Annotated in this window: 26 protein-coding genes; 15 read left to right on the plus strand and 11 right to left on the minus strand. The window is 68.7% G+C overall.

Annotation, left to right across the window (positions count from 1 at the left end; genetic code table 11):
• Positions 1 to 80: 80 nt before the first annotated feature.
• The 4 genes from PSC72_RS18250 to PSC72_RS18265 all read right to left on the minus strand — a co-directional run bounded on the left by PSC72_RS18250 (position 81) and on the right by PSC72_RS18265 (position 2,336).
• The gene (locus tag PSC72_RS18250) at positions 81 to 935 is read right to left on the minus strand and encodes an MBL fold metallo-hydrolase (protein WP_274322853.1); all 855 of its coding nucleotides are present in this window, start codon (positions 933 to 935) and stop codon (positions 81 to 83) included.
• Between the two features lie 125 nt (positions 936 to 1,060).
• Entirely contained in the window at positions 1,061 to 1,459 is a 399-nt protein-coding gene (locus PSC72_RS18255; protein ID WP_274322854.1) for a YlbF family regulator, read from the minus strand.
• 70 nt (positions 1,460 to 1,529) lie between these two features.
• Complete coding sequence (locus tag PSC72_RS18260; protein ID WP_274322855.1) at positions 1,530 to 1,961, minus strand: hypothetical protein; 432 nt, start codon at positions 1,959 to 1,961, stop codon at positions 1,530 to 1,532.
• A 99-nt stretch (positions 1,962 to 2,060) separates the two neighbouring features.
• A complete protein-coding gene (locus PSC72_RS18265; RefSeq protein ID WP_274322856.1) occupies positions 2,061 to 2,336 on the minus strand; it encodes a hypothetical protein in 276 nt (91 codons plus the stop codon).
• A 141-nt stretch (positions 2,337 to 2,477) separates the two neighbouring features.
• On the opposite strand from PSC72_RS18265, the gene PSC72_RS18270 reads away from it, so the two are divergent.
• From PSC72_RS18270 to PSC72_RS18280, 3 genes are all read left to right on the plus strand, one after another.
• The gene (locus PSC72_RS18270) at positions 2,478 to 2,612 is read left to right on the plus strand and encodes a hypothetical protein (protein ID WP_274322857.1); all 135 of its coding nucleotides are present in this window, start codon (positions 2,478 to 2,480) and stop codon (positions 2,610 to 2,612) included.
• Between the two features lie 131 nt (positions 2,613 to 2,743).
• Positions 2,744 to 3,799: a diphthamide biosynthesis enzyme Dph2 gene (gene dph2 / locus PSC72_RS18275; RefSeq protein ID WP_274322858.1), complete on the plus strand. Its 1,056-nt coding sequence runs from the start codon at positions 2,744 to 2,746 to the stop codon at positions 3,797 to 3,799.
• Between the two features lie 136 nt (positions 3,800 to 3,935).
• Complete coding sequence (locus tag PSC72_RS18280; RefSeq protein ID WP_274322859.1) at positions 3,936 to 4,565, plus strand: METTL5 family protein; 630 nt, start codon at positions 3,936 to 3,938, stop codon at positions 4,563 to 4,565.
• 71 nt (positions 4,566 to 4,636) lie between these two features.
• Here PSC72_RS18280 and PSC72_RS18285 read toward each other — a convergent pair whose 3' ends face one another.
• Complete coding sequence (locus PSC72_RS18285) at positions 4,637 to 6,331, minus strand: rhomboid family intramembrane serine protease (protein WP_274322860.1); 1,695 nt, start codon at positions 6,329 to 6,331, stop codon at positions 4,637 to 4,639.
• Positions 6,332 to 6,490: 159 nt separating this feature from the next.
• On the opposite strand from PSC72_RS18285, the gene PSC72_RS18290 reads away from it, so the two are divergent.
• Positions 6,491 to 6,820, plus strand: a complete 330-nt coding sequence (locus tag PSC72_RS18290) for a DUF5789 family protein (protein WP_274322861.1) — start codon at positions 6,491 to 6,493, stop codon at positions 6,818 to 6,820.
• 51 nt (positions 6,821 to 6,871) lie between these two features.
• On the opposite strand, the gene aglJ is transcribed toward PSC72_RS18290, so the two are convergent.
• Positions 6,872 to 7,969, minus strand: coding sequence for an S-layer glycoprotein N-glycosyltransferase AglJ (gene aglJ, locus PSC72_RS18295; RefSeq protein WP_274322862.1), 1,098 nt, complete (start codon positions 7,967 to 7,969; stop codon positions 6,872 to 6,874).
• Between the two features lie 114 nt (positions 7,970 to 8,083).
• Positions 8,084 to 8,245, minus strand: coding sequence for a hypothetical protein (locus PSC72_RS18300; RefSeq protein ID WP_274322863.1), 162 nt, complete (start codon positions 8,243 to 8,245; stop codon positions 8,084 to 8,086).
• A gap of 85 nt (positions 8,246 to 8,330) precedes the next feature.
• Here PSC72_RS18300 and PSC72_RS18305 point away from each other — a divergent pair, with 85 nt between their 5' ends.
• From PSC72_RS18305 to PSC72_RS18315, 3 genes are all read left to right on the plus strand, one after another.
• Entirely contained in the window at positions 8,331 to 9,194 is an 864-nt protein-coding gene (locus PSC72_RS18305; protein ID WP_274322864.1) for a TrmB family transcriptional regulator, read from the plus strand.
• A 90-nt stretch (positions 9,195 to 9,284) separates the two neighbouring features.
• Positions 9,285 to 10,427, plus strand: coding sequence for a glycosyltransferase family 4 protein (locus tag PSC72_RS18310; protein WP_274322865.1), 1,143 nt, complete (start codon positions 9,285 to 9,287; stop codon positions 10,425 to 10,427).
• A gap of 97 nt (positions 10,428 to 10,524) precedes the next feature.
• Positions 10,525 to 11,391 carry a hypothetical protein gene (locus PSC72_RS18315; RefSeq protein WP_274322866.1) on the plus strand — a complete coding sequence of 289 codons (867 nt, stop codon included), beginning with the start codon at positions 10,525 to 10,527 and terminating at the stop codon, positions 11,389 to 11,391.
• Between the two features lie 31 nt (positions 11,392 to 11,422).
• Here PSC72_RS18315 and PSC72_RS18320 read toward each other — a convergent pair whose 3' ends face one another.
• From PSC72_RS18320 to PSC72_RS18330, 3 genes are read right to left on the minus strand one after another with little or no spacing between them, the layout of a single operon-like run.
• On the minus strand, positions 11,423 to 12,148 hold the full coding sequence (locus tag PSC72_RS18320) for a DUF2334 domain-containing protein (protein ID WP_274322867.1): 726 nt from the start codon (positions 12,146 to 12,148) through the stop codon (positions 11,423 to 11,425).
• Positions 12,148 to 13,662: a sulfatase gene (locus PSC72_RS18325; protein WP_274322868.1), complete on the minus strand. Its 1,515-nt coding sequence runs from the start codon at positions 13,660 to 13,662 to the stop codon at positions 12,148 to 12,150. Before PSC72_RS18325 ends, PSC72_RS18320 begins: the two co-directional genes overlap by 1 nt.
• Positions 13,662 to 14,636 (minus strand): alkaline phosphatase family protein, encoded by a 975-nt coding sequence (locus PSC72_RS18330; protein WP_274322869.1) that lies wholly within the window; start codon positions 14,634 to 14,636, stop codon positions 13,662 to 13,664. Before PSC72_RS18330 ends, PSC72_RS18325 begins: the two co-directional genes overlap by 1 nt.
• 190 nt (positions 14,637 to 14,826) lie before the next feature.
• Between PSC72_RS18330 and PSC72_RS18335 the strand changes: the two genes are divergently transcribed.
• The 4 genes from PSC72_RS18335 (at position 14,827) to PSC72_RS18350 (ending at position 20,007) form a co-directional block, all read left to right on the plus strand.
• Positions 14,827 to 15,864: a glycosyltransferase family 4 protein gene (locus PSC72_RS18335; RefSeq protein ID WP_274322870.1), complete on the plus strand. Its 1,038-nt coding sequence runs from the start codon at positions 14,827 to 14,829 to the stop codon at positions 15,862 to 15,864.
• Between the two features lie 82 nt (positions 15,865 to 15,946).
• Entirely contained in the window at positions 15,947 to 17,383 is a 1,437-nt protein-coding gene (locus PSC72_RS18340) for a sulfatase-like hydrolase/transferase (protein WP_274322871.1), read from the plus strand.
• A 43-nt stretch (positions 17,384 to 17,426) separates the two neighbouring features.
• A complete protein-coding gene (locus PSC72_RS18345) occupies positions 17,427 to 18,830 on the plus strand; it encodes an oligosaccharide flippase family protein (RefSeq protein ID WP_274322872.1) in 1,404 nt (467 codons plus the stop codon).
• A 70-nt stretch (positions 18,831 to 18,900) separates the two neighbouring features.
• A complete protein-coding gene (locus tag PSC72_RS18350) occupies positions 18,901 to 20,007 on the plus strand; it encodes a sulfatase-like hydrolase/transferase (RefSeq protein WP_274322873.1) in 1,107 nt (368 codons plus the stop codon).
• 27 nt (positions 20,008 to 20,034) lie between these two features.
• On the opposite strand, the gene PSC72_RS18355 is transcribed toward PSC72_RS18350, so the two are convergent.
• On the minus strand, positions 20,035 to 21,108 hold the full coding sequence (locus PSC72_RS18355; RefSeq protein WP_274322874.1) for a DUF2304 family protein: 1,074 nt from the start codon (positions 21,106 to 21,108) through the stop codon (positions 20,035 to 20,037).
• A 185-nt stretch (positions 21,109 to 21,293) separates the two neighbouring features.
• Here PSC72_RS18355 and PSC72_RS18360 point away from each other — a divergent pair, with 185 nt between their 5' ends.
• The 4 genes from PSC72_RS18360 (at position 21,294) to PSC72_RS18375 (ending at position 25,879) form a co-directional block, all read left to right on the plus strand.
• Positions 21,294 to 22,178: a polysaccharide deacetylase family protein gene (locus tag PSC72_RS18360; RefSeq protein WP_274322875.1), complete on the plus strand. Its 885-nt coding sequence runs from the start codon at positions 21,294 to 21,296 to the stop codon at positions 22,176 to 22,178.
• A gap of 2 nt (positions 22,179 to 22,180) precedes the next feature.
• The gene (locus PSC72_RS18365) at positions 22,181 to 23,242 is read left to right on the plus strand and encodes a lysylphosphatidylglycerol synthase transmembrane domain-containing protein (protein WP_274322876.1); all 1,062 of its coding nucleotides are present in this window, start codon (positions 22,181 to 22,183) and stop codon (positions 23,240 to 23,242) included.
• Positions 23,243 to 23,379: 137 nt separating this feature from the next.
• Complete coding sequence (locus tag PSC72_RS18370; RefSeq protein ID WP_274322877.1) at positions 23,380 to 24,927, plus strand: alkaline phosphatase family protein; 1,548 nt, start codon at positions 23,380 to 23,382, stop codon at positions 24,925 to 24,927.
• A gap of 73 nt (positions 24,928 to 25,000) precedes the next feature.
• Positions 25,001 to 25,879 (plus strand): YqjF family protein, encoded by an 879-nt coding sequence (locus tag PSC72_RS18375; protein WP_274322878.1) that lies wholly within the window; start codon positions 25,001 to 25,003, stop codon positions 25,877 to 25,879.
• Positions 25,880 to 25,881 lie beyond the last annotated feature (2 nt).

The raw sequence follows: 25,881 nt of genomic DNA on the forward strand, positions 1-25,881 counted from the left end.
TGTCGAGAGGTGAGAACGGGCGGGATTTCCGCCGATAACTGATCGGACGGCAGGGGCGTCCGAGGGCGGCGGTCGGGAGCTTAGAGGTCGAACCGGTCGCCGATCTCGACGATCTCGAGCGACTTCGGCGAGTCGAAACTCGCCGCGTGGTTGTGGAGGACCGTCGGCTCGGTGGTCATCCCCTTCCACATGTCCCAGTGGGTCGGAACCAGCGTGTCCAGTCGCAGGTTGTTCGCGGCCTCGACGATCATGTTCTCGTCGTTGTACCACTGGGTCCGGACGGGTTCGCCCGTCTCCTTGTCCGGGATGTTCCCGATGGCGCCGAACGCCAGCGCACCCACGTCGATGTCGTAGGACTCCCCGATCTGTTCGAACTCGCCGGGTCGGGCGTCCCCGCCGTGGAAGAACGTCCCCGCTTCGTGCTCGAAGACGAGCGACACCGGGTGTTCGGCGTCGGGGTCGTTGGCGGGTTCGACGTGGACGGTGAATTCGCCGACCTCGATCGTGTCGCCCTCGCTGATCTCGTTCAACTGGTCGTCGCTCACCTCCCAGTGGCCGGTCCAGTCCTCCTCGGCGATCACCTCGTGGCCGGAGTCGGTGGTGTAGTAGTCCGCGCCCGTGTTCGCGAGGATCGGCCCCTGGCTCGGCCCGTGCACGTGGTCGACGTGTTCGTGCGTTCCGAAGATGGCGTCTGCCTCTGCGACGTCCTCGGGGTCGAACGGGACCGGGATCATCCGGATCGTCCGCGGCGGTCGTCCGGTGCCGACGTACGGATCGATGAAGACCGTCGTCCCGTCGCTCGCTTTCAGGGCGAACCCGTTACAGCCGAGGTACCAGACGGCGACGGTGTCCGGCGACGCGTCCTCGATCGCACGCGGCAGCCAGTCGCCCCAGTCGCTGTCCGAGGTCTGTCCCCAGTCGGGATCCGTTGTCATAGACCACCCTGCGAACGGCCGCGATTAAGCCTTTACGAACGGGTCACTCCGGAGGAATCTCGCGGACCGCGTTGAGTCGGGTTCGACCGCCTGACGACGAACGAAAAAAACGGCCGTCGCTACCGTCAGTCCTCGCAGCAGCCGCCGGCTTTGCCGCCGAAGTCGACGGTGAGCGGATCGGAGATGATCTCGTTGAGTTCCTGCAGGCGCAGTTCGAGCTCGTTCTGCACTTCGAGGTACTCGGACATCTTCGGCTTCTCGTGGAGTTCCTCCTGGGCGTCCTGCAGGGTCCGGAGGTCATCGCGGGTGGCCTCGCCGGTCTGGCGCGCGAGCATGAACTCCTCGCGGATCTGCTCGAACTCGCGGATCTCCTCCTGGAGTTCCTCGTCGGCCTCGACCTCCTCCTTGGCCTCCTGGTAGCGTTCGTAGAGGGGCATCTCGGCGATCCGTTCGCCGAGTTCGCGGGCCAGCGCGTCCAGGTCCTCGCCGGCGTCGGTCCGCGTCGCGTCGGTCTCGATGCTCATTCTACTCACGTTTGGTGCCTCGCGGTTTTCAAGGTGCCGACTCCGCGCGGGACCGACGGAAACGACCGCTTCACCGCCACTGCGAATCGGTCGCGTCGACGGGGCGGAGCCCGAGTCGCCGGCGTACCCGGTCGCGAAACGCCGCCGCGAGGGCGAGCGGGTACGCCAGCGCGAGCGCACCTGCGCGGGCGACGACCGCCGACGGGAGCGAGACCTCCAGCGAGCGGAGGACGGCGAGCCCAGCGAGCCCCGCCGCGCCGCTGGCGACGTAGAGCGCGACGACGAAGACGAGGAGCCGACGGGACGACCAGTCGCCGGCGACGAACGGGTAGCTCCCGCCGACGGCGACGACGACCGCGGCCGTCTGGGGCAGCTGTGCGAAGAGCGTCGCGCCGGTGACGGCAGCGTACGCAACCGTGAACGCGGGGACGAGCGCGAGGTACAACCCCAGTGCTCCGAGGAGGAAGTTGACTGTCGCCGTCGCCCACGAGCGGATAGTCACGCCTGTCGGTGCGTCCCCGAGCGGCAAAGCTTCGGCGGCTGAACGGGCGCGACGACGGCGGCCGAGCCCCGTCGCGATACGACCGCGACGCGACCGGCGCTACCCGCCGAGCAGTCCGTCTAACGTGTTCATCGCGACCGCGAACGAGATCCAGAAGGCCAGGAGGGCCAGGAATACGGGGTTGAGCCCGTTGTCCTCGCGGTCGTCGTGGTTCACTCGCCGCCCGTGCCAGGTGTCCGGTATCCGCTCGTGCACCGAAAAGAAGCGGGTGCGAACGGCGAGCCTGGTGACCGCGACCGCGCAGCCGGTCGCGAACGCGGCTGAAACGACGAACACGACCGCCATCCGGAGGATCGACGCGACGGAGAGGTCCATCGGCCGACACTACCCGGCCCGGTCGAATAAGTGTGACTCGCGCGAGCGGTTCGGCCGCGATTCGGTCGCCGCGAGCGGTCGAGACCGGCGGGGTTCGCTGGTGTCCGAGGGCTTTTCCGACCGGCCCCCGAACGGTGGGACATGGTGTCTGAACTAGTGGTCGGTGGGTTGCTCGCCGTGCTGGTGTTCGGCTTTCTCCGATTCCAGGACCACATCGTCTCGGCGCTCACCCGGTCGGGGAGCGGCGACGACACGCTCTCCATCGAGGACCCCTGACCCGGGCCCCGAGCCCCCGACCGCCGTCCGGTCGGTAGCTACGTAGCCTCCGAGAGCCGCGGCTGTCACGGCGTCACAGCACCGGCTCCGGACCGCGGGGGTTTTACCCCGCCAGCGGGTACGAGGGCCCAATGAGCCAGGAATCGCCGGAACGAACCGAGGGAGACCTCACCAAGACGGGGATGTCGCTCCGTCACGACCGCGAGTGGGATTACGAACTGGACCGAATCGTCGAAGCCGTCGCCGAACGGGACGCCGAGACCGTCGGCCTGCAGTTCCCGGAGGGCCTCAAACGGCGGGGCCCGCGCGTCGCCGACGACCTCCGCTCGGAACTGCCCGACGACGTGAGCGTCATGATCTCGGGCCAGCCCTGCTACGGCGCCTGCGACCTCGACACCTACCTGATGCGCCGAACCGACGTGTTCGTCCACTTCGGCCACAGTCCGATGAAGGAGTCGGACAAGATCATCTACGTCCCCCTCTTCTCGAACGTCGACGTCTTCCCGATCATGGAGCGCGCGGTCGACGAACAGCTGGCCGCGGCCGACGAGGACCCCGACGTGGGCCTCGTGACGACCGCCCAGCACATGAACAAGTTCGACGAGATGCGCTCGTGGCTGGAGGAGCGCGGCTACACCGTTCACACGCGCAAGGGCGACGAGCGGCTCACCCACGAGGGGCAGGTGCTCGGCTGCAACTACGCCAGCGCCGACGTCGACGCCGACCAGATGCTCTACGTCGGCGGCGGCAAGTTCCACCCGCTCGGCCTCGCGATGGAACACCCCGACAAACACGTCGTCATCGCCGACCCCGTCAACAACGCCGTCTCGGTGGCCGACACGGAGAAGTTCATGAAGCAGCGCTACGGCGCCGTCCACCGCGCGATGGACGCCGACGAGTGGGGCGTCATCTTCTGCACCAAGATCGGCCAGGGCCGCTGGGAGATCGCACAGGAGATCGTCGAGGAGAACGACGACGCCTACCTCATCACCATGGACGAGGTGACGCCCGACCGACTGACGAACTTCGGGCTCGACGCCTACGTCAACACCGGCTGTCCGCGGATCACGACCGACGACGGCCCGCAGTTCAAACAGCCGATGCTCACCCCCCAGGAGTACCGCATCGCTATCGGCGAGGAACCGCTGGAGGCCCTGGAGTTCGACACCTTCCACGACACCTGGTAACTGCTGTCCGGCACGGGTCGACCGATCGGAAGGGAATTACTATTGGTTATTCGACAACGTTTTTGCATACGCGATAGATATTGTGACCGATGACCGACACGGGACGAGCGGGCCGACAGTCGACTCGGGGGGACCGATGAGCACCAAGACGCGCCTCGCGCAGCAGCTGGCGGTCGTCGCGGGATTCGAGGACCCGCGGGTTGACCTCGAACAGTACCGGACGCCGCCCGACATCGCCGCCCATCTGATACACACGGCCGATCTCCACGGCGACATCGAGGACAGGGTCGTCGTCGACCTCGGGACGGGAACGGGGATGCTCGCGCTCGGCGCGGTGCTCCGGGGGCCGAAGACGGCCGTCGGCGTCGACCTCGACCCCGATCCGCTCGCGACCGCCCGGGCGAACGAGCGCCGGGTCGCGGCTCACGCCGACGTCGAGTGGGTCCGGGGCGACGCCACCGCGGTCCCGCTGGCCCCCGACGGCCCGACGACCGTCGTGATGAACCCGCCGTTCGGCGCGCAGTCCGGGAACGAACACGCCGACCGCGGGTTCCTCGCCACCGCGGCCGAGATAAGCGACGTGTCCTACTCGATCCACAACGCGGGCAGCGAGGACTTCGTCGAGTCGTTCGCGGCCGACAACGGCGGGACCGTCACCCACGCCTTCGCCGCCGAACTCGACCTCCCGCGGCAGTTCGAGTTCCACGACTCGGCCTCCCAGACGATCGACGTGGAAGTGTTCCGGATCGCCTGGGGCGACGATTGACGCGGTCGAAATAGCACCTTCACCAGCGGCAGGCTGAGTCGCGGCTCCCGATACCGTTCCCCGGTCACCGATCAGTTCCGTCGCGCCCGCGGGACCGACTTCTGGGCCACCTGCACTCTGGTGCGGTTGTGGACGGCGAACAGGTCCTGACCCTCGCGTTCGAGGGTCAGGCCGCCGACGCTCGTTTCGTTGGACTTGTCCGGTATCGGCGCCCGGCCGAGGACCGACCCGTTCTCGGTGACGACCACCTCGAAGCCCGCCGAGACAGGGGCGATGGAGACGTTCCGCCCGGCTATCGTCGGCGCCGCGCGGACCGGATCGGATACGTACGCGAGCTCCGCCTGCTCGCCCTTTTCACGGAGTCTGACCTTGTAGGCCGACCCGTTACCGGCCACCGACCACCCGACGCGGTTCGCGTACACGGCCTCCCGCCAGCCAAGCCCGCCCACTCTGACCGTCGCGCCGCCGCTGTGGGCCAGTTGCCCTTTCGAGACGGCCTCGATCCACACCCGCCGTTCCTCGCTGAAGACCACGACCCCGCTGGACTGGATCTCCTGGGACTCCGCGAAGAGGTACTCGTTGACCAGCGAGACGTACTGGTTTGGGACGCCCTCGACGTACGTGACGGTGTAGTCACGGACCTCGACGGTGGCGGTGTCCGCGGGGAGGTCGCCGGAGATGGCCGTCAGCCCGAACGGGACCGCGGCCGCGCTGAGCACGACGAGCGCGGCGACGAGCACACGGACAGCCGTGCCGCGAGTCAGTCGGCCCGATCCCGTGTCGCCGATCTGGGGGACCAGCGAGCGGTTCGACGCGGACGCGCCGATCGCGATCAGCGCGGCGAACACGAAGACGGTCCCGACCCCGATCGCGCGGAAGAGCACGTACGTGTTCGAACCCAGCGGGGTGAATATCGCCCACAGCGACTGGCGGATACCGAGGACCAGCGCGGCGAACCAGAGGTACAGCGGGTTCGGGTAGTCCTCTCGGTGTGCGAGCAGCGCGATCCCGACGCAGACGCCCAGGAGGATCCCGATCGCGTGGCCCTGGATCGCGATGTCCGCCCACCACGGCGAGTTGAAACTCGGTCGCGGCTGCCGGGTGACGAGCGGGTTCCGCAACGCGGAGTACACCAGGTCGACCGCCCGCTCGCCGACGAGGACGAACACCGTGAGCAGCGGCCGGGTCACCATCCCGAAACCGACGTAGGCGTAGACGACGCCGGAGAAGCCGATCACGGGGCCGAGCGAGAATATCCCGGTGAAGACGCCGGCGAGAATCGACCCGGCGGGCACGGCGAGCACGCGGACGAACGGGTTCGTCAGCGGCGTCGCGAACGACTCCGATCCCCGCTCGTGGGGGTAGTGGCCCACGTAGTACTCGACGATCGGCGCGAACAGGAGCGTCCCCGTCAGGTTCCCGGTGATGTGGCCGACGCCGTTGTGCGCGAACCCGGCGACGAGGGTCCCGAGCGGGTAGAAGTACGACCACGACCGGAAGGGGATGACCATCGGATTCCGGGGGTGGGCCCACCCGCCCTGGATCACCCAGTACACGAGCAGGACTCCCAGAACCGTCAGTAGCGTCCCCCAGGGGACGCCGAGTACCCAGCGTCGTCGGAACCGATCACCCCACCGCCACTCGCCGGGGGTGAGGTACCGGGCGACGGCAAGCGAGCCGACGACCGTCAGGACGAGGTAGGCTTGTTGCCAGGGAAACAGGCCGAGAATCCGGCGAAAGACCGACGTCGGCAGCGACTGCAGCATACCAGCCACAAAGCGGGCCGGTAAGTTATCCTTGGTGGCGGATCCACCCGGCCGTCCCGTGATTCGGGAGTCGGCTTCTGTCCGTTCTTACCACTCTCGGACGGCCTGGCGTTCGGGTAAGCACAGGATTTTCGGTGCCCGACGCCGTTGTGTCCGCCAATGGGAGTGCGGCCTCCGTCGAACGACGTGGACGAGGAACCGGACGTCGTCGAGTTCGGGATCGCGGCCCTCGACGCGCGGGTCGATGGCGCGGACCTCGAGTTTCCCGTCTCGGCGAGCGAACTCGAATCGCGGTTGGGGGACACGGCGGTCCCGTACGACGCGGCCGGCAACGAGATGTCGGTCGGCGAGGCGCTCGTCGAGACGGACCGGCAGTCGTTCGACTCGAAGGCGGACCTGCTGAACGCCCTCCATCCCGTCTTCGAGCGCAAGCGCCAGGCGGCGTCTACCAGCCTGCTCAAACAGATCCGCGGGCTCGTTCCCTTCTGAATCGGCCCGACAGTCGACGGCCGGCTCTCCCCCGTTGGGGCTCCGACTGGTTCATCCCTGTTCAGGCTGTGACGGCTCTCCCGCACGGGCCTCGCCGTCGGCCGCTTCGGTGTCGTCACCGGACACGCTCCGCCCGTCGCCGGCCGCGAGGGCCGCCCCGCCTGTCGTCCGGGTGGCCCTGTCGTCCGTCGGTCCCGAGACGGACCCGAGGTGGTCGTCGTCGGTGAGCCGCTGCGCGAGATCTTCGAGTTGACGAGTCTGCTCGCGGTTGACCGTGACGATCATGTCCGAGAGGACGCCGAACATCAGCAACTGCACGCCGAAGAGGATCGCCGACGCGCCGAGGAACGCGAGCACTTCGTGCGACGTCTTGGGGATCGTGATCCACTCGTAGGCGACGTAGGCGCCGAGGACGAGGCCGACGACGGTGCTGACGACGCCGACGCTCCCGAAGTAAAAGAGCGGGTTGTTGGTCTTCGCCATCTTGTACAGCGTGAGGATGATGTCGGCGCCGTCGCGGAACGGTCGGAGGTTGGTCTCCGACTCGTCCGGGCGGGCGCAGTAGCGGATCGGGACGACCTCCGTCCTGACGTTGTGTTTGACGCACTCGACGGCCATCTCCGTCTCGATGCCGAAGTGGCCCTCGGTCAGCGAGATGCGGTCGATGGACTCGCGCGTGAGGGCGCGGTACCCGCTGAGAATGTCCTGGTAGTCCCGCCCGTGGATGACGCTGAACGCCCAGTTGATGACGCGGTTGCCGAACTGGTTGAGTCGGGTCATCGCGCCGGCCTCCATGTCGGCGAACCGGTCGCCGATCACGTGGTCGGCGCGTCCCTCGAAGATGGGCTCGAGCATCGCCCTGGCGTCCTCCGCGCGGTACGTCTGGTCGCCGTCCAGCATCAGGACGACGGGCGCGTCCGTCAGTTCGAACCCCTCCTGCAACGCCTCGCCTTTCCCCTCGGAGCCGCGCTGCTGGACGACTCTCGCCCCCTTCTCCTCGGCGATCGACTGGGTGCCGTCGGTGGAGCCGCCGTCGATCACGAGGATGTTCTCGAACCCCTCGGCGCTGAACGACTCGACGACCGGCCCGATCGTCTCGGACTCGTTGAGCGTGGGCACCAGCACGCAGACGTCGTCGTACTCTACCATCGTCCCCGCTTCGACGTTGCCGGAGAAAAAGCTTCCCCGTTGGGCCCGTCGAGCACTGGTCCAGCGGTTTTCGCGCTGGTCGGTGGCGGGCAACCCCGCGGACGCGACGACCGGTCAGTCCTCGGCGCGCTCGTCGCTCAGGTGCTCCCAGATCTCCGTGCAACCGCAACCGTCCTCGACGTTTTCGAGGTGTTCGGTCTCCGATCGTTCTGTCTCGGCCTCGTCGTCGTCCCCCTCGTCGACGTGGTCGCCGTCCGCGCGGTTTAGCTCGACCATAGTTACTCAGTTCGTGAGTAACCACACACCCATCGGTTAATAACCTTTCGGCGCCATTTTAAACGCGGTGACGCAAGGGGGAGACATGAGCGGCGAGGACACCGGGTGGTTCGACACGCTGGGGCTGACCGAGTACGAGGCGACGGCGCTGCAGGAGTTGCTGACACTCGGCCGGACGACGGCGCCCAACCTCGCCGAGGCGACCGACATCCCGAAGGCGCGGATCTACGGCGTCCTCGAATCGCTATCTGACCGCGGGTTCATCAAGATCATTCCCGGCCGCCCGAAGGAGTACCAGCCCAAGCCGCCGGAGGAGGTCCTCGACCGCGCCGTCGAGAACCACCGGCAGGACTACGAGCAGTTCGCCGCGACGGTCGACGACTTCCGCGAGGACTTCCTGGCGGAGTTCCGCCCCCGCTACGAGCAGGCAAGCGAGGACATCACGCCCACCGAGGAGCTGTTCCACGTCGTCGACGTCGGCGAGCCGAGCGAGCGCGAGACGCGACAGCTCTACCACGAGGCCGACGAACGGGTCTGCGTCGTCACCAAGAGCTTCGAGTACTTCGACTCCGTAGAGCCGGCGTTCGCCGACGCGCTGGACCGCGGCGTCGAGATCTCGATCCTCATGCTCGTCCCCGAGTTCCTCTCGACCGAACCGCGCGACGAACCGGCGATCCAGCGGGGCATCGTCGAGCGCATCCGGACCGACTACCCATCCGTCGAGATCCGCTTCTCGACCGGCAAGCTCCCCTTCCGCGGCAACGTCGCCGATCCCAGTCTCGACTACGAGACCGGGGCGGCCATCCTGCTCGTCGAGGAGGAAGACGTCCCCAACCACATGCGCCAGGCCGCTATCACCGACAACGGCGCCTTCGTCGCCGGACTCATGCGCTACTTCGACCTCATCTGGGAGCACGAGACCCGCGAAGCGTACCCGGATCAGGGCTGACCGAGCAGCGTCGCCGGGACGGCCCGAGACCGCGCTCCGGTCGACCGCGAGCGGTCAACTACTAATACCACCGGTGGAATAGGTGGCCGCGTGAAGGTCGCGTATCTGACGACGTATTACAACGGCGCGGTCGACGGGCGGTTCGGGCGCTTCCACGACTGGGTCCACACGCTCCGGGACATGGACGACCCTCCCTTCGACTTCGAGGTCGTCGCGCTGACGGCGAGCAACGCCGACGAGACGCTCTCCTCGCCGCCTCACGGCGTCCTCGGCGACGCGACCGACCTCTGGGGTTCGCCGGCCAACACGGCCGAGTTCGCCCTCAACGCACCGCGGGCCGTCCGCGACCTCTGGCGGGCCGACCCCGATGTCGTCCACGTCCTCACCCTCGACACCGTCGCCTACCCCGTCGCCCTGGGGATGTCGCGGCGGACGCCCGTCCTCGGCCCCGACGTACAGGGGTACTTCCCGGGCCGCGAGGGCGACCGCTGGAACCGAGAAGGCGGTGCCGGCCGGAAAGACCGGCTGCGCTACCGCCTCCGGCGGGGCCTCCTGAAGTTCGCGAAGGACCCGACGGTCGTCGCGCTCAGCCGCTATCACGCCGACAACGTCCGGAAACTCGGCGCGCGGACCGTCGAGACCATCCCGCCGGGCGTCTCCTCGGCGTTCCAGCCCGGCCGCCGCGCTCGGCCGGAAGACCGCGACCCGGACCGACCCACTCACCTGCTCTACCTGGGCGACCTCTCCGAGTACAAGGGCTACGACATCTTCCTCGACGCGCTCTCGCAGATCCCCAACGACATCGACTTCCACGCGACCGTCGTCGGGACCGGCGACGCACAGCGCGACCGCATCACGAACGCCGGACTCGCAAACCGGGTCGACGTCGAGGGGTTCGTCCCCCGCTCGGAGCTCCCGAGATATTACCAGCAGGCCGACTGCTACGTCATGCCCTCCGTCGACGAACACGGCCCGAACACCATCGTCGAGGCGCTGGCCTGCGGGACGCCCGTGGTCGCCACCGACAAACTCGGCATCAACGAGTACGCCGGCGAGGACACGGCGGTCTACGTGGACCGCTCGCCGTCGGGCGTCCGCCGCGGCATCGAGCAGTTCCACCGCAGCCGCGAGGAGTACATCCGCAACGCCGTCGAGCGCGCGCCCGAGTACCAGGCCGAGCGGACGGTCGAGGCGCTCGCCGAACTCTACGAGGACCACGTAGAACGGACGTGAACTCCGGCCGTCTTCACTCCGCGGACCTGTCACATCTCCGGGCGGGCGGCGGTCGCACACCGAACGGTTTATCGACGGGCCGGAAAAACGCGGAGCCATGACGGCGGAACCGCTGGCCTATCGAGCGCGCAAGTGGGCGCTCCAGCAGATCTCGTCGGTGACGAAGCGACCCGACCAGCACGACCGCCTCGCCGAGACCGACTGGGACGTGCTCGTCGTCCTCGACGCCTGCCGCTACGACGCCCTCCAGCGAGTCACCCACTGGCCGGTCGAGCGCTGTCGCTCCCCCGGCAGCGCCACGGGCCACTGGCTCGAAGAGTGCGGGCGCTCCGGCGTCCTCGAAGACAGCTACGTCGCCACCGGGAACGTCAACTACGCCAACTTCGACGTCGGCGCCGCCGCGGTCGACCACGTCTGGGAGGACCACTGGAACGACCGACTGGGGAACGTCCTCCCCGAACCGGTGCTCGACGCCGCCGACGACTTCCTCGCCGACGGCGAGCGCCCCGTCGTCGCGCACCTCCTGCCGCCCCACGCCCCCTACGTCGCCGAAGTCGGCGACACCTGGATCCCCGCCTTCCCCGACGTGGACGTGTGGCGGCGCAACCCCGGCCGCGAGGACGAGGACAAGCTCTCGCCGCAAGTCGCCATGGCCTCGGGCCACGTCGACATGGAGCGAGCCATCGCCGGCTACCACGCCTCCGTCGAGGCGACGTGGGAGGCGATCCTCCCGACGATCGGCGAGTGGGTCGACCGCGACCTGACCGTCGTCGTCACCGCCGACCACGGCGAGACGTTCGGCCGCTGGCGCGACTGGAAGCTCTACGGTCACCCGAACCGCGTCCACGTCCGCCCGCTCGTCGAGGTGCCGTGGATCGTCTTCGAACAGGCGCCGCCCGTCGAGGCCGACGACGCCGCCGACGGCGTCCAGGAGAAGCTCGAAGCGCTCGGCTACGTGGAGTAACGGAGACGCGACGGGGCCGCTCCGCGGTCGCTCAGTGCGAGTACAGCGAGTACAGCGGCTCCGCCGCGTCGACGAGTCGACCCGTCGTCGAGCGGTTGCGCCACCAGTCGACCACCTCCGACGGCGTCCGAATCCTGTCTTCGTACCCCGCGACGGCGTCGGCGTTCTTCATCGGGTAGTCCTCCAGTTGCGGATGGGAGACCATCGTCACGACGCCCGCGCCGACCATGTACGGCGTTATCGCCGGGACGTGCGTCGGGACGAGGGTGATCCCCTCGACCGTGCGCGGGACCGGCCAGCGGCCCTCGTTGATGCAGTCGAAGCCGTTGTCGGCGAGCGCGCGGGCGGTCGTCCGGTCGTACTCGTGCCACGGCGGGATGAACGTCGTCGGCTCGATGCCGTGGGATTCCAGGATGTCCCGGCCCGCGCCGATCCGCCGGTCCTGCTCGTCGTAGTCCAGCCCCGCGAACTCGCTGCGGTCGTCGTAGAGCGGCCCGCCGCGGCCCTCGCCGACGTCCTCGTGTTCGTAGCCGTGCTGGGCGAGTTCCCAGCCGTTCTCGCGTAGGTCGTGCAGGAACTCGACCACGTCGGCGCTCAGGCGCTCGCCCTCGTACTTCGGACAGACGGCGACGACGCCGCGGAGGCCGCGCTCGTCGTACCGCGAGAGGACGTCGACCCACGTCTCGTTGTCGACGTCCTGGTGGTAGTCGTCGAAGCGCAAGCAGACCAGCGAGAAGCGCGTGACGCCGGGCCACATCACAGGTAGCCGAGGTCCTTGAGCTGTTCTTCGAGCTCCTCGTCGTCGGGCACCTCGAACTCGCCGGCGTCGTCGAGCGGTTCGAGCGTGTCGCGCATGACGCCGAGCAACTCGTCGGCGACCTCCGGCCGCTCGCCGAGGAGGTCGTTCGTCTCGTCGGGGTCCTCGCGCCAGGCGTACAGTTCGCGGTCGTGGTCGCCCTCCAGCGCGCCGGTGACGATGAGCTTGTGCTCGTCGTCGCGGACCGCTTGCAGCGGGCGAGCGAAGCGGGTCGCGTCGAAGTCGGGGTACTTGCGCTGGAGCCGCTCGATGGGGCCGTCGAAGCCCGCGTACTCGGCGAAGGTGTAGTCGTGGTAGCGCCGGTCCTCGAAGCCCAGCAGGCTCTCGGTGAGGTCGTAGTCGGGCGGCGTCTCCCCGGCCGCTTCGAGGAACGTCGGGTGCAGGTCGACCAGCGACATCTGGTTGTCGATGCGCTTTCCGGCGGGCGCGGCGTCGCCGGCCGCGCCGTCCCCGGTCCCGGATCCGGACCGCGGCGGCTTGATCACCAGCGGCACGTGCAGGAGCGTGTCGTACAGCGAGAAGATGTGACTCGTGAGCCCGCCGTGGTCGCCGAAGTTGTCGCCGTGGTCCGAGGTGACGACGACCATCGTGTCCTCGTAGACCCCCTTCGACTCCAGGAACGCCATCAGCTCGCCGATGAGGTCGTCGAGGTACCGGACGGCGCCGTCGTACCACGCCTCGATGACGGCCCACTCCTCGTCGCTCATCTCCACCTCGCCGGCGAAGACGCCGTCGCCGCCGCTGTGGGACACCTGTCTGAGCTTCTCGATGTCGTGGCCGGGCAGGTCCTGCGCCTGTCTGCCGATCGCCTCCATCGCGCGTTCGAGGACCTCCCAGCGGGGGCGCTCCAGCCCCTCGGTGAACATCCGCTTGTACGGCCGCGGCGGGTTGAACGGCTGGTGGGCCGTCTTGGCGTTGATGAACCCGAAGAAGGGGTCGCCGTCGTCGGCGGCGTCGTCGACGAACCGCTCCAGGCGGTCGTACTTGTAGCGGGTCTTGTCGTCGGGGCCCCGCGTCAGCGTGAAGCCGACCTGCTTGGCGAACGAGCGGTCGCCGAGAACCTTCTGCGCGAAGTCCAGATCCGCGCCGATACGGCGGGTCTCGACGTAGTCGTCGACGCCGCGGGCGTACCCGCGGCTCTTTCGGATATGCGCGCCGGCGCTCGCGGCGAAGGTCCGGTACCCCTGGCGTTTCATCGCCTCGGGGAGCGTCTCCAGGTCGTCCGGGATGCCGAGCGAGTTGCCGTAGATGCCGGTGTGAGAGGGGTACTTGCCCGTGAAGATCGCGCCGTGGACGGTCGGCGTCCAGATCGACGGGGCGAAGGCGTTGTCGTAGCGGACCCCCTCCTCGGCCAGCCTCGTCATCGTCGGCGTCGTCTCGCGCTCGTAGCCGTAGGTCGAGCAGTGGTCGATGCGCAGCGCGTCGATAACCAGGAAGAGGACGTTCGGTTGCATCACATGTACCCCAGGTCTTCGAGCTGTCCCTTGACCTCCGCGGCGCCGGCCTCCGAGAACGACCCCTCCTCGCGGTCGCCCCGGTGGTCGCCGCCACGCAGTTCTGCTTCGATCGCCGCTCGCACGTCGACGACGCTCCCGATGGCCTCCACCATCGCCTCGTCGGTGCCGGCCACCATCGCCTCGTCGGTGTGGACGCCGTCCTGCAACCCGTGGTCGCTGACGAGCAGGAGTTCGTCCCCGTCGGCGAGGTCCTCGCGGAGTTCGCCGACGAACTCGTCGAGCTCGTCGTAGGCCGACCGCTGGAGCGCGGGCAGGTCGTAGGTGACGTGGCCGACCAGGTCCAGTCCGCTCGTGTAGGCGAAGACGAGTTCGTAGCGGCCGCCCCGGAGGCCCCGACGAGCTCGGGCGATGCGGACCATCGCCATCTCCAGGCACTGCTCGTAGAACTCGTAGGGGTCGGCGGAGGTGTGGCCGCCGGTCGCGTCGGGGTCCCGCTCGAACAGGTCGCCCAGCGACCGCCGGAGGTTGTGCTCGCGGTCCTCGCTGTCGGGGTCGACGACGTAGTTGGGGACGCCGATGGCCGTCGCCTCGCGGCCGTCGAACAGCGTCTCGATGTCGTTCTCCTCGTAGTAGGTCGCCGGCGTGCGGAAGGCGTCGGCGTCGGTGTTCGTCAGCAGCCAGGCGCCGATGCGGGTCTGGAGGGCGTCGGGCATGAGGAAGTCCGCGACGGTGCTGCCGAGTTCGAGGAGCGGGTTGCCCCAGGCGACGCCGTCGTCTTCGAGCGTGAGGCCGTGGTCCTCGGGGCGCAGTCCCGTGATTATCGTCGGCCAGAGCTCGTGGGTGCTCGGCTCGCCCGCGACGCTCTCGATGGTCTCGATGGAGCGGTGGGCGGCGAGCGTCAGGTTCGGGTGGGCGTCCGGATCGACGAGATCCGGGTCCAGCGCGTCGATGCCCAGCACGACGACTGTCATTGCTCCGCGGTTCAGTGTCCAGAGAGAAATTCGTTTGGATCCGTCCGCCGCCGGCCGGATCGCCGCCCCGTGTCGTTCGCGTGCCGTCGTGCACCGCTCGCACGCCGCTCCCGAACGGCCCGCGACCTGCCGTCGCGTGCGCTCTCGACCGATGAGAACACTTTTGAGCGTGATAGGACTCCACTCTGGCATGAAAGTCGGCTACTTCTGCTATCGTCTCTCGGGCACCGGCCCCCGGACCCGGGCCGCCGACATCATCGAAGCGGTGGCGACGGAGTCGGACCACGAGGTCGTGGTCCTGACGAACGAACCCGAGAACGTCAGAGGGCCGGCGACGGTGCACCCGATCTCGCTCGACGACCCCCTGTCGACGCTCGCGACGACGCGGCGGGCGTTCGCCGACGCCGACGTCGTCCACGTGCCGGTGAACATGTATCAGGTGCTGTTCGTCCGGCTCGTCTACTGGGGGCCCCTCGTCGGCGGGGTCGGCCCCGGCCTGCAGCCCTCGGCCTTCCACCGGTATCTCGGCCGACTGCTCCGCATCGACAAGAAGATCAAGGTCCTCGAACACAACAAGCTCTGGGACGACTCGGGCTACGACACGGCCGTCTGCACGGCCACCATCGACACCGACCGCTTCTACCAGTACGACGACGAGCGGGTCCGGGAGCTCCGCCGCGAGTGGGGCATCGGCGACGAGGAGACCGTCGTCCTCTACGTCGGCGCGCTCATCGAGGAACAGGGGGCCGGACTCGTCGACGAGATGGCCAGGATCGCCCGCGACGAGGACGATATCCGCATCATCGTCGCCGGCGACGGCGAGATGGCCGACGTCTTCCGCGACCGCGAGGACCTCCAGTTCGAGGGGTTCGTCGACAACAAGGACCTGCCGGCGTACTACAACGTGGCCGACGTGACGGTCGCGCCCCGCAGGAACGACAAGACCTCCAACGTGGGCCTCGAATCCATCGCCTGCGGCACGCCGATGATCTCGACGGCGCAGGGCCACATCGTCGACCTGTTCAAAGACCGCGGGACGTACGTCTGGGCCGACCGGACCCCCGAGGCCGTGCTGGAGACCGTCCGCGAACTGACCGGCGACCCCGAGTACTACCAGGCCCAGGTCGAGCGCGGGCTCCAAACGATGGAGGAGATGCCGCTGTCGCTCGAAAACGCGGTCCAGACGCACCTCGACGTGTACGCGGAACTGGCGCGCGGCCGCGACTGAACGACCGCCGACAGCCCGGAGAACTGGCCGGCGGGGAACCACGCAATATAAATCCCGTTGCGGTCAACCCACGCTCCGAGTGATGGACCCGCCTAACGTACTGCTCGTGGTACTCGACAGCGCCCGGGCGCGCAACTGCAGCCTCTACGGCCACGACAACGAGACCACGCCGTTCCTCTCCGAGTTCGCCGACGACGCGGTCACGTTCGAACAGGCCCGAGCGCCGAGCGTCCACAGCATCTCGAGTCACGCGAGCATCTTCACGGGCTATCACACCGAGGAACACGACGTCACCGAGCACAAGTCGTTCGTCAGGCCGGAGGCGACGGTCTGGCACCGGATCGCCGCGGAACACGGGTACGAGACCGGGCTGTTCACCCCGAACGTCATCGTCGCCCAGACCTCGAACCTTGGGGACGTCTTCGACACCTGCGTCGGGCCCAAGCGGGCGAAGTTCCGCCTGTTCGACGACGCGCTCGCGCCCCTCGACGTGCAGGGGCGGCTCTCCCCGAAGGAGTACGCCAGGGAGGCGCTCGGCCACGACAAGCCGATACGGTCGCTGCTCAACGGCGTCTACAAGAAACTCGAATCGCGCGGCGGCTCGCACGACCCCACGTCCGAGGGCGGCGACGTGTACGTCGACGAGTTCCTCTCCTGGGCCGACGAGCGCAGCGGTCCGTGGGCGGCCTGTCTCAACCTCATGGACTCGCACACGCCGTTCGAGCCCGATCCGGAGTACGACAACTGGAGCGACGACGCCGCCGAGCGCGCCCGCGAGCGGGTCCACGACGACGAGGTGCCCGAGCCGTTCACCGACGCGTTCTGGGAGCATCTCGCCGACCTCGAACCGCTGTACGATGGAACGATCCGCCAGGCCGACGCCGCCGTCGAGCGGCTCGTCGAGGCACTGGACGAGCGCGGGCTCCTCGACGAGACGACGGTCGTCGTGACGAGCGACCACGGCGAGGGCTTCGGCGAACGGACGGAACTCGACCCGGACGTGCGGCTCCGCCACCACAGCTGGGGGATCGACGAGGTGCTCACCCACGTCCCGCTGCTCGTCAGGTCGCCCGGAGGCGACGGCGGGCGGACCGTCGCGTCGCCGGCGTCGCTCACGCGGTTTCCCGACGTGGTCGACGCGACGGTCGAGGGCGACGACCCGGCCGACGCGTTCGTCCCGGACGGCGACGTCCTCAGCTCGACGTTCCGCATCAAGCCCCCGGGCAACGAGCTCTCGCTCCCGGAGGCAGAGCGGGAGCCGTACTTCGGCCCCTGGCGAGCGGTCTACCGGGAAACCGAGGACGGCGTCGTGAAGTACGCGCGGCGGGGCGACGACGCGATCGAACTCGGGGTCCCCGACGCTCAGCGGACCGTCCGCCGGGCCGACAGCGACGGGGGCGTCGTCGAAGACGTCTTCGGCGGGCTGGAGCCCCGGGGCGTCAGACTCGGGAGCGCGGCCGGCCGCGACGTCGAGGACGACGTCGAGGACAGGCTCGCGGACCTCGGCTACCTCCGGTAGGAACCGCACCTATTATTGGCCGGCCAGCAATCTACCCAAAGCGATGCGCCGCGACCGAACCGCCGTACTGCACTTCGCCGCCCAGGTAGCGCGGTCGCTCGCGGGGTTCGGGACGACGCTACTGGCCGCTCAATACTTCGGTGCGGCCGGCCTCGGCATCTACTCACAGGTCCTCGCGCTGCTGTTCTGGCTCAAACTGCCCAGCAACAGCATCAAGACGGCCGTCTCGAAGCGGATGTCCGAGACGGAGGACGTGACCGGCCACTTCAGCGCCGGGCTGGTCGCCGCCCTCGGGTACGGCGTCCTCGTCGGCGTCGTCGTCTTCCTCTTCGAGTCGTACGTGAACGGATACCTGAACGCCGACGCGGCCCACCTGCTCGTCTTCCTGCTGGCCGCGAACATGGTGTTCGACCACGTCAAGAGCGGCTTCGTCGGCCGCAAGCGGGTGGCCGTGTCGGGGTGGCTCGGGACGGCCGAACAGATCCTCCGACTCGCGAGTCAACTCGCGTTCGTCCTCGGCGGCGCGATGGTGATCGGGCTCGTCACGGGCCACCTCGTCTCGCTGGCCGTCTTCGGCCTCATCGGCCTCTTCCTGTTGCGACGGCACCTGACGATTCCCGACCTGGGGGACTTCGACGACCTGCGCAGGTACGCCCAGTACTCCTGGCTGGGCAACCTGCAGGGGCTGGCGCTGACGTGGATGGACATCCTCGTCCTCGGGCTGTTCGTCGGCGACAGTCAGGTGGGGATCTACCAGGCCTCGTGGACGCTCGCCTCGTTCCTGGCGCTGACCAGCAAGTCCATCGGGAAGACGCTGTTCCCGGAGCTGAGCGACCTGGGGACCGACGAGCGCTACGACCGCGCCCGCAGCCTCGTCGGCGACGGCCTCCTGTTCGCCGGCGTGTTCCTGATCCCCGGCGCGTTCGGCGCGCTGGTCATCGGCGACCGGATCCTCGACGTGTACAGCGCGGAGTTCTCGGCCGGAGCGACGATACTCGTCATCCTCATCGCCGCGCGGACGGTCCACGCCTTCGGCAGCCAGTTCGTCAACACGCTGAACGGCCTCGACTACCCGGAGATCGCCTTCCGCGTCAACGCCGCCTTCTTCGCGACGAACATCTCCCTGAACGTCCTGCTCGTCTACCTGATCGGCTGGTACGGCGCGGCCATCGCGACGCTCGCCTCGACCACGGTCTACCTGGCCGTGTCGTGGTTCGAACTCCGCGGCGAGGTCGGCGCCATCGACGTCCCCCTCGTGGAGATCGGGTACGAACTCGTCGCGAGCGTCGCGATGGCCGGCGTCGTCTGGTCGGCGCTCCCGTATCTCCCGCGGAACGTCTTCGCGACCGTCGGGGCCGTGTTCCTCGGTGCCGCCGTCTACGGCGCGATCATCCTCCTCCTGTCCACGAAGATCCGCGGCAAGGTGCTGACGCTCGTCGGGACCTGATCGGCCGACCCCGCGACCGACGGGGAACCGGATCCGAAAATACTTGCCCGTTTCAGGGGACGATCCGATAATGGAAGACATCGTTCTCGTCACGGCCGACTCCGTTCGGCGCGACTACGCCGACGCCTTCGAGTCGCTGTCGGACCTGCCGGTCCAGACCGGTGTCACCGGCAGCCACTACACCCGCCCGAGCCTCGCGAGCCTCATCTCGGCCAACTACCGCGGGGCGATCACCACCGAGGTGGTCTCGCCGACCATCGCGGAGGTGCTCTCCGACGCCGGCTACACCTGTCTCGGGTACACCCCGACGCCCAACACGGACGCTCGCTTCGGGTTCGACCGCGGGTTCGACGACTTCGACACGTTCGTCGAGCCCGGGAACCGCGGGAGCAAGCTCCGGCAGTACCTCGGGTCGATCAACGCGCTCCGGTGGATCTACTACAAGATCTACCCGCCGCAGGCGAAAAGCGAGAACCGCCCGCGCGACCGCGAGGTCATCGAGCGGGCCATCGAGGAGTTCAACGCCGCGGACGGGCCGCGGTTCCTCTGGGTCCACCTCATGGAGACCCACCGCCCCTACGGCGTCGGCGACGAGGCCATGTCGAAGGAACTCGACCAGAAGGCCTTCTTCAAACCCGACAAGCTCACCGACGAGGAGGAGGCCGAAATCGAAGGGAAGTACGCCGACGCCATCCGGCGAGCCGACGAGAACATCGACTACCTGCTCTCGGAGATCGACAGCGACCCGATCCTCGCCGTCACTTCGGACCACGGCGAGGGGTTCGGGGAGGACGGCTTCTACTTCCACCAGGGCCACAAGCGCTCGGTCGCGGACTTCCAGACCAAGGTGCCCGTCATCTTCGACGGAATCGACGCCGAGGGGCCGATGAGCCTGCTCGACGTCCCACCGACGCTCGTCGAGTCGGTCGGCGTCGACGCACCGGCGTCGTGGCACGGGACGAACCTGCTCGAATCCGAATCGGAGTACGCGGTCACGATCGCCCCCTGGCACGACACCGCGACCGTCGCCTGGCGGGACTACGAGAAGACGTTCGTCGCCCGCGACGCCGACGTGAGCTTCGAGGAAGGGGGCACGCGCGCCGACGTCGAACGCGCCGACGTGGACCAGGAGCTCGAAGAGCAGCTCCAGGACCTGGGCTACATGGACGCCGGCTGAATCGACCCGGTGCGCGACCCGTTCACCCTACCGGATCCAGGTGACGAAGATGGTCCGCGCGAGCCCGACGGCGTAGCCGAGCTTCGGCTTCTTCGTCTCGCCGGCCTCGCGCTCGTGGATGGTGACGGGCACTTCCGTGATGCGAAGGCCGTTCTTCCGGGACTCGATGATGAGTTCCGGCGCCGAGAAGCGCTCCTCGGTGAGCGTCAGGTCGCCGAGGTGTGAACCGCGGATGGCGCGGAAGCCGTTCGTGCAGTCGGTGATGTCGGTCTTCGCGAGCCGGTTTATCAGCCACGTGAACGTGCGGATGCCGCCCTGGCGCGTGATGGAGTTCCCGGAGTTGTCCTCCCCGCGGTAGCGGGTGCCCAGGACGTAGTCGGCCTCGTCGGCGACGATCGGTCCGACGAGTTCGTCCAGCTGGTCGACCGGGTGTTGCCCGTCGGCGTCCATCGTGACGACGATGTCCGCGCCGTGCTGGCGCGCGATGTCGAACCCGGTCTTGAGCGCGCCGCCCTGCCCCTGGTTGATGGGGTGTTCGACGACCATCGCCTCGTACTGCTCGGCGGCCCGGCGGGTCGCATCGTCGGATCCGTCGGAGACGACGACGGCGTGGACGGCGTGGTCGTGGACCCGGTCGGGCAACGCCGAGAGGACGTCGCCGATGGTATCGGCCTCGTTGTACGCGGGGATGACGACGTACAGCGTCTGCTCGTCGTAGTCGCCGTCGGCGCTCGCCTGCTGGACCGTCAGGCTCCGGGTGAGGTCGCCGAGGGCGCGCTTGTTCGCGTTGAGCCGCGAGACGAGGTAGAAGATCATCCCCAGGAAGGCGACGTTGGCGAAGATCTGGATGAGGATGAAGCGGCTCTCGAGGTTGAGCGCGCCCGCGATGGCGCCGTAGAGGCCCGGGGCGAACGCGACGGTCAGCAGTCCGAGCGCGACGGCGACCGCGAGACCGAACTCGAACCGCGAGAAGGTGGTGCGGTAGCGCTCGAAGCCCCACAGGGCCGTCAGGACGGCCAGTCCGAGGAAGAGCAGGGTCAGCGCCTGATTGCTCAACCCGGGGAGGACCGCGAGCGGTGACGCGGGCGGGGTCGGCGGCATCTGTGTACCTCCGTCCAGAAACGCGCGCAATTTGTATCTGCCGGAGGCAGTCGCAAGCAGGGGCCGCCGACCCCGCTGTGCCGACGAGACCACGTTTCCGGGCGGCGGAACCGGCCGCCTCCGGTGTGCGAAACCCGATCGCCCAAGTAGGCCGCGGGTGTACCGGGTGACAGGTCGACCCGTCGATGTCACCCCCACAGGCCGCACTCTCCGTCGACTTCGAGTACTTCACCCACCTGCCGGCCTACCGCGGCGCCCGCGGCACGACCGACCTGCCGGCGGTCGGCCTCGACGGCGTCACGAGCCTGCTGGACGCCTTCGATCGGGCCGAGGCGACGGGCACGTTCTTCACCGTCGGCGAGATCGCCGATTCGAATCCCGACGTGCTACGACGGGTCGCCGACGCCGGTCACGAGATCGGCTCGCACACGCACACCCACCGGCACCTCTCCGAACTCTCGGAGTCCGAGCGTCGGGACGAACTCTCCACGTCGAAGGCGCGCCTGGACGCGGTCGCTGACACCGAGGTCACGGGGTTCCGTGCCCCCTCGTTCGACGTGGCGTCCGATCACTTCCGGACGCTCGCCGATCTGGGTTACGAGTACGACTCAAGCGTCGTCCCGTGCCGGTCGATCCCGGGCTGGTACGGCGGTGAGTACGAGGCGGAACTGCCCTCCCCCGCGAACGAGATAGATCCCGCCGCGCCCGGGGATGTCGTCGAAGTCCCCGTCTCGGTGATGCCGGGACTGCGGCTCCCCCTGACGGGGACCTGGATCCGGTTTTTCGGCGTCAGCTACACGATCCTCGGCATGCGCATGCTCGCTCGTCGCGGCGTCCCGCCCGTGCTGTACGTCCATCCCTGGGAACTCGTCGACCTGCCGGCCGTCGAGGGCGTTCCGAAGCGGGTGTACGTCCGGACCGGCGACTACATGCGCCGGGCCGTCCGCCGGATCCTCGACGAGCCATTCGAGTTCGTCGCCACGGGCGACCTGGCCGCGCGCGTCGGGTCGTCCGCGGCAGGTACCACAGACTCGGAGACGACAGATCCCGTTCCGCCGGAGCGTGAGTGATCGTGAGCGCGGGCGGCGACGGAGACGGCGGCCGAAACTGGCGCAAGACCGCGATCACCGTCGTCCAGTGGGCCGTCGCGGTGGGCGCCTTCTGGTACGTGGCGCGCCAGGTCGACTGGGACGCCGCGGCCGCGGAACTCCTCACGCTGGATCCGCTCGTCGTCGTCGGCGTCCTGGCCGTCACGGCCCTGGAGTTCGGGTCGCGCTTCACGATGTGGTACGCGCTGCTGAACGGCCGCGAGCGGACGAGCCTCGGGACGACGGCCCGGGTCGATCTCGTCATCAAGTTCGTCAATCACGTCGTCCCGTCGAAGGCGTCGGGCCACTCGGTCGCGCCGCTGGTCCTCCGGTACTACACCGACGCCGACTGGACCGAGGCGGTCAGTATCGCCGGCCTCAACACGGGCCTCTACGCCGCTCTCTACGGGGTGACGGCGCTGGCCGGGCTCGCGGTCTTCGCCACTCGGCTCGGCAGCGGCTGGCTCCTCGTCATCCTGCTGTCGACGGGCATCTACCTCGCCGCGGGCGCGCTGGTCCTGCTCGCGGGCCGACGCATGGACGTCGCCGGGCGGCTGGCGAGCCGGCTGGCGGGAGTTCTCGGTCGCGTCCCGCGCGTCGGCGACCGTCTCGCCGGCGTCGCCGGGGCGCTCCCCTCGTTCACCGCGGACTCGGCGGGCGTCTTCCGCACGTTGTCGACCCGGCCGTCGGTCGTGATCCCCTATGCGCTGGGCTGGGCGGGGACGCTGATGGTCTTTCCCGCGCTCCGGGTGTGGCTGGTGCTCACCGCGCTGGGCGGGTCGTTCTCGCCCGCGGTGCTCCTCCCGGTCGTCCTCGTCACGGCCTACAGCGTGACCGTCCTGCCGCTGACGCCCGGCGGCGTCGGCGTCGCGGAGGCCTCGGCGACGGCCGTCTTCGTGAGTCTCGGGGTCGCCCCGGAACTCGCACCGGTCGTGATCCTCGTCGACCGGTCGTTCGGCGTCTACCTCCCCGCGCTGCTGGGGTGGCTTCCCGCCGCGAACCTCGATATGGCCGACGTGCTCGCGCGCCGCGGCGACGAGGGTTGAACCCGTAGCGGCCGACCCCCGGTCGCGGAACGACCGCGGTCGCCCGTCGCGGAACCGGCGCTGACGGGCCCCGTAACCGGCGCCTACCGTTCGGACGAGCGAAACGTATTTCCGGCGCCCTCGCGGGGTTTTGGACAATGACGCGGACCTTCGTTGTCGGACTCGACGGCGCCAGCTGGCTCCTGACCGAGCCCTGGATCGACGACGGGCTCCTCCCCAACCTGGCCGCCCTCCGCGATACCGGCACCTACGCGACCAGCCGGAGCTGTCTCCCGCCGGTCACTTACCCCAACTGGAAGTGCTACGCGTCGGGGAAGAACCCCGGCAAACACAGCGTCTTCTGGTGGGAGCGCATCGACCTGGCCGACGAGCGCATCGACATCATGAGCGGCAGCGACTACAAGACCGCCGAACTGTGGGACTACCTGAACGCCGACGGCCAGCGCGCCGGCGTCGTGAACATGCCCTCGATGTACCCGCCCCGGGAGATCGACGGGTACGTCGTTTCGGGGGGTCCCGACGCCGTCGAGGGCGAGTACCGCTCGCTCGACACTGGCTACACATACCCTCCGGAGTTCGAGTCCGAACTCGCCGAGCGCTACGACTACCAAGTCCACCCCGACCCGCTGCTGTCCTCGAACGACGAGCGCGGCGCCGAGGTCGACGAGATCCTGCGGCTGTTCGAACTGCGCCTCCAGGTCGCGAAGGACCTCTTCCTCGAAGAGGACCTCGAGTTCACGCACGTCACCCTGTTCTACCTGAACGTCCTCCATCACTTCTTCTGGGACGACGAGCCGACGAAACGCGGCTGGCAACTCGTCGACGAGTGGCTCGGCGAACTCGCCGATCTGGAGGACACGAACCTGGTCGTCATGTCCGACCACGGCGCCGCCGCCACGACCACCGAGTTCTACGTCAACGAGTGGCTCGCCGAGAACGGCTACCTCACTCGCGCCAGCGGCGTCGAGGACTACTTCCAGAAGGTGGGGCTCACCCGCGAGAACGCCCTCGCCGTCGCCAAGCGGTTCGGACTGGTCGACTTCCTCGCGAAGACCGTCCCCGAGAGCGTCCAGGCGCTCGTCCCGCAGAGCGCCGGCGCCAAGCGCGAGCGGAAGATGGAACTGATCGTCCCCCAGGAGACGAAGGCGCTCGCCAGCGGCCAGGGACCGATCTACGTCAACCCGCGCTTCGACGTGGAGTCGGTCCGCGAGCAGCTCATCGCCGACCTGAAGCAGGTCACCGACGACGACGGCGAACTCCTCTTCACCGACGTCTACCGCGCCGAGGAGGTCTACGACGGCCCGTACGTCGACATCGGCCCGGACGTCGTGGTCGACCAGCGCCCGGGCGTCCACGTCAACGACGGCATGGGCGGCGACGCGGTCCAGACGAAACCCGACCGCTGGGCCGCCGAGAACACGCCGACGGGCATCTTCGTCGCGAACGGCCCCGACTTCCAGAACCGCGGCGAGATCCCGGAGATCGACATCCGCGACATCGCGCCGACGATCCTGGCCTCCCACGGCGTCGACGTGCCGACCGACATGGACGGCGAAGTGCTCGACGTCTTCGTCGAGGACCCCGACGTGGGAACGCAGGACCCCATCGACCACGAGGACGCCAGCGCCGGGGGCCCCTCCGACGAGGTCGCCGACCGGCTCGCCGAACTCGGCTACATGGAGTGACGACACCGCTGGCGTCCCGATCGCCCGCTCTATGCCGAAACTATCCTACGAGTGGGCGCCGTAGAGACGGCCGATGAGTCTCACGTCCGGGTTCAGCGTTCCGATCGCGATGGGGTGGCGCGACCTCCTGTTCGCCAACTGGCCGGTCGATCCCGCCGTCCTCGACCCGCACGTCCCGGACGATCTCGATCTGGACACGTACGAGGGAGACGCGTGGCTCTCGGTGGTCCCGTTCGTCAACGTGAACGTCCGGCCGCGCGGCGCCCCGTCGGCGCTCGGGATCCGGCTCCCGGAACTCAACCTCCGGACGTACGTCCGAGCGGGCGACGACCCCGGGATCTACTTCTTCACGCTGGACGCCCAGGGCGTCCTGAGCGTCCTCGGCGCCCGCGTCACGCACCACCTCCCCTACCACTACGCGCGGATGGACGTCTCGCGCTCGCGGAACTGGGAGCGCTGGCGCCGCGAACGCCAGAACCGGGCCGAACGCGGCGTCGACGAAGCCGGCCCCGGCGAGTCGTCGGCAGCGAGCGGCGCCCGCTCGTCCAGCGGGGCGGCCACCGGCGGCCCCTCGGACGAGGTGTACTTCGCGAGCACGCGCCGCCACCCGGGGTCTCGGCCGTGTCGGTTCGCCGCGTCGTACCGGCCGACGGGCGAGCGGTTTCGCGCCGAGCGCGGCTCGCTCGCCCGCTTCCTGACCGAACGTCACCTGCTGTACACGCAGGACCAGCGGGGCCGACTCCGGTACACGCGCGCTCGACACCCGCCGTGGCCGCTCTGCGACGCCGCGGCCGAGATCGATCGCAACGAACTGTTCGAAGCTCACGGGTTCGACTACCCGGAGCGCGACCCGGTCCACTACTACAGTCCCGGCGTGGACACGGTCACGTCGGCGAGCCGGGCCGTCGAAGACGCGACGGCGCCGCTGCTCCGGGCGGACCAGCGGGTCTGAGA

The organism is Halosimplex aquaticum (assembly GCF_028747785.1).
GTDB lineage: Archaea > Halobacteriota > Halobacteria > Halobacteriales > Haloarculaceae > Halosimplex > Halosimplex aquaticum.

What these genes read in the sequence shown, in the direction of transcription:
- PSC72_RS18360 (WP_274322875.1), top strand. Translation starts at nt 21,294, where the DNA reads ATGTCACCCCCACAGGCCGCACTCTCCGTCGACTTCGAGTACTTCACC.
- PSC72_RS18375 (WP_274322878.1), top strand. Translation starts at nt 25,001, where the DNA reads ATGAGTCTCACGTCCGGGTTCAGCGTTCCGATCGCGATGGGGTGGCGC.
- PSC72_RS18330 (WP_274322869.1), bottom strand. Translation starts at nt 14,636, where the DNA reads ATGACAGTCGTCGTGCTGGGCATCGACGCGCTGGACCCGGATCTCGTC.
- PSC72_RS18315 (WP_274322866.1), top strand. Translation starts at nt 10,525, where the DNA reads ATGACGGCGGAACCGCTGGCCTATCGAGCGCGCAAGTGGGCGCTCCAG.
- PSC72_RS18325 (WP_274322868.1), bottom strand. Translation starts at nt 13,662, where the DNA reads ATGCAACCGAACGTCCTCTTCCTGGTTATCGACGCGCTGCGCATCGAC.
- PSC72_RS18340 (WP_274322871.1), top strand. Translation starts at nt 15,947, where the DNA reads ATGGACCCGCCTAACGTACTGCTCGTGGTACTCGACAGCGCCCGGGCG.
- aglJ (WP_274322862.1), bottom strand. Translation starts at nt 7,969, where the DNA reads ATGGTAGAGTACGACGACGTCTGCGTGCTGGTGCCCACGCTCAACGAG.
- PSC72_RS18300 (WP_274322863.1), bottom strand. Translation starts at nt 8,245, where the DNA reads ATGGTCGAGCTAAACCGCGCGGACGGCGACCACGTCGACGAGGGGGAC.
- PSC72_RS18285 (WP_274322860.1), bottom strand. Translation starts at nt 6,331, where the DNA reads ATGCTGCAGTCGCTGCCGACGTCGGTCTTTCGCCGGATTCTCGGCCTG.
- PSC72_RS18255 (WP_274322854.1), bottom strand. Translation starts at nt 1,459, where the DNA reads ATGAGCATCGAGACCGACGCGACGCGGACCGACGCCGGCGAGGACCTG.
- PSC72_RS18265 (WP_274322856.1), bottom strand. Translation starts at nt 2,336, where the DNA reads ATGGACCTCTCCGTCGCGTCGATCCTCCGGATGGCGGTCGTGTTCGTC.
- PSC72_RS18320 (WP_274322867.1), bottom strand. Translation starts at nt 12,148, where the DNA reads ATGTGGCCCGGCGTCACGCGCTTCTCGCTGGTCTGCTTGCGCTTCGAC.
- PSC72_RS18305 (WP_274322864.1), top strand. Translation starts at nt 8,331, where the DNA reads ATGAGCGGCGAGGACACCGGGTGGTTCGACACGCTGGGGCTGACCGAG.
- PSC72_RS18280 (WP_274322859.1), top strand. Translation starts at nt 3,936, where the DNA reads ATGAGCACCAAGACGCGCCTCGCGCAGCAGCTGGCGGTCGTCGCGGGA.
- PSC72_RS18350 (WP_274322873.1), top strand. Translation starts at nt 18,901, where the DNA reads ATGGAAGACATCGTTCTCGTCACGGCCGACTCCGTTCGGCGCGACTAC.
- PSC72_RS18345 (WP_274322872.1), top strand. Translation starts at nt 17,427, where the DNA reads ATGCGCCGCGACCGAACCGCCGTACTGCACTTCGCCGCCCAGGTAGCG.
- PSC72_RS18290 (WP_274322861.1), top strand. Translation starts at nt 6,491, where the DNA reads ATGGGAGTGCGGCCTCCGTCGAACGACGTGGACGAGGAACCGGACGTC.
- dph2 (WP_274322858.1), top strand. Translation starts at nt 2,744, where the DNA reads ATGAGCCAGGAATCGCCGGAACGAACCGAGGGAGACCTCACCAAGACG.
- PSC72_RS18370 (WP_274322877.1), top strand. Translation starts at nt 23,380, where the DNA reads ATGACGCGGACCTTCGTTGTCGGACTCGACGGCGCCAGCTGGCTCCTG.
- PSC72_RS18355 (WP_274322874.1), bottom strand. Translation starts at nt 21,108, where the DNA reads ATGCCGCCGACCCCGCCCGCGTCACCGCTCGCGGTCCTCCCCGGGTTG.
- PSC72_RS18250 (WP_274322853.1), bottom strand. Translation starts at nt 935, where the DNA reads ATGACAACGGATCCCGACTGGGGACAGACCTCGGACAGCGACTGGGGC.
- PSC72_RS18270 (WP_274322857.1), top strand. Translation starts at nt 2,478, where the DNA reads ATGGTGTCTGAACTAGTGGTCGGTGGGTTGCTCGCCGTGCTGGTGTTC.
- PSC72_RS18335 (WP_274322870.1), top strand. Translation starts at nt 14,827, where the DNA reads ATGAAAGTCGGCTACTTCTGCTATCGTCTCTCGGGCACCGGCCCCCGG.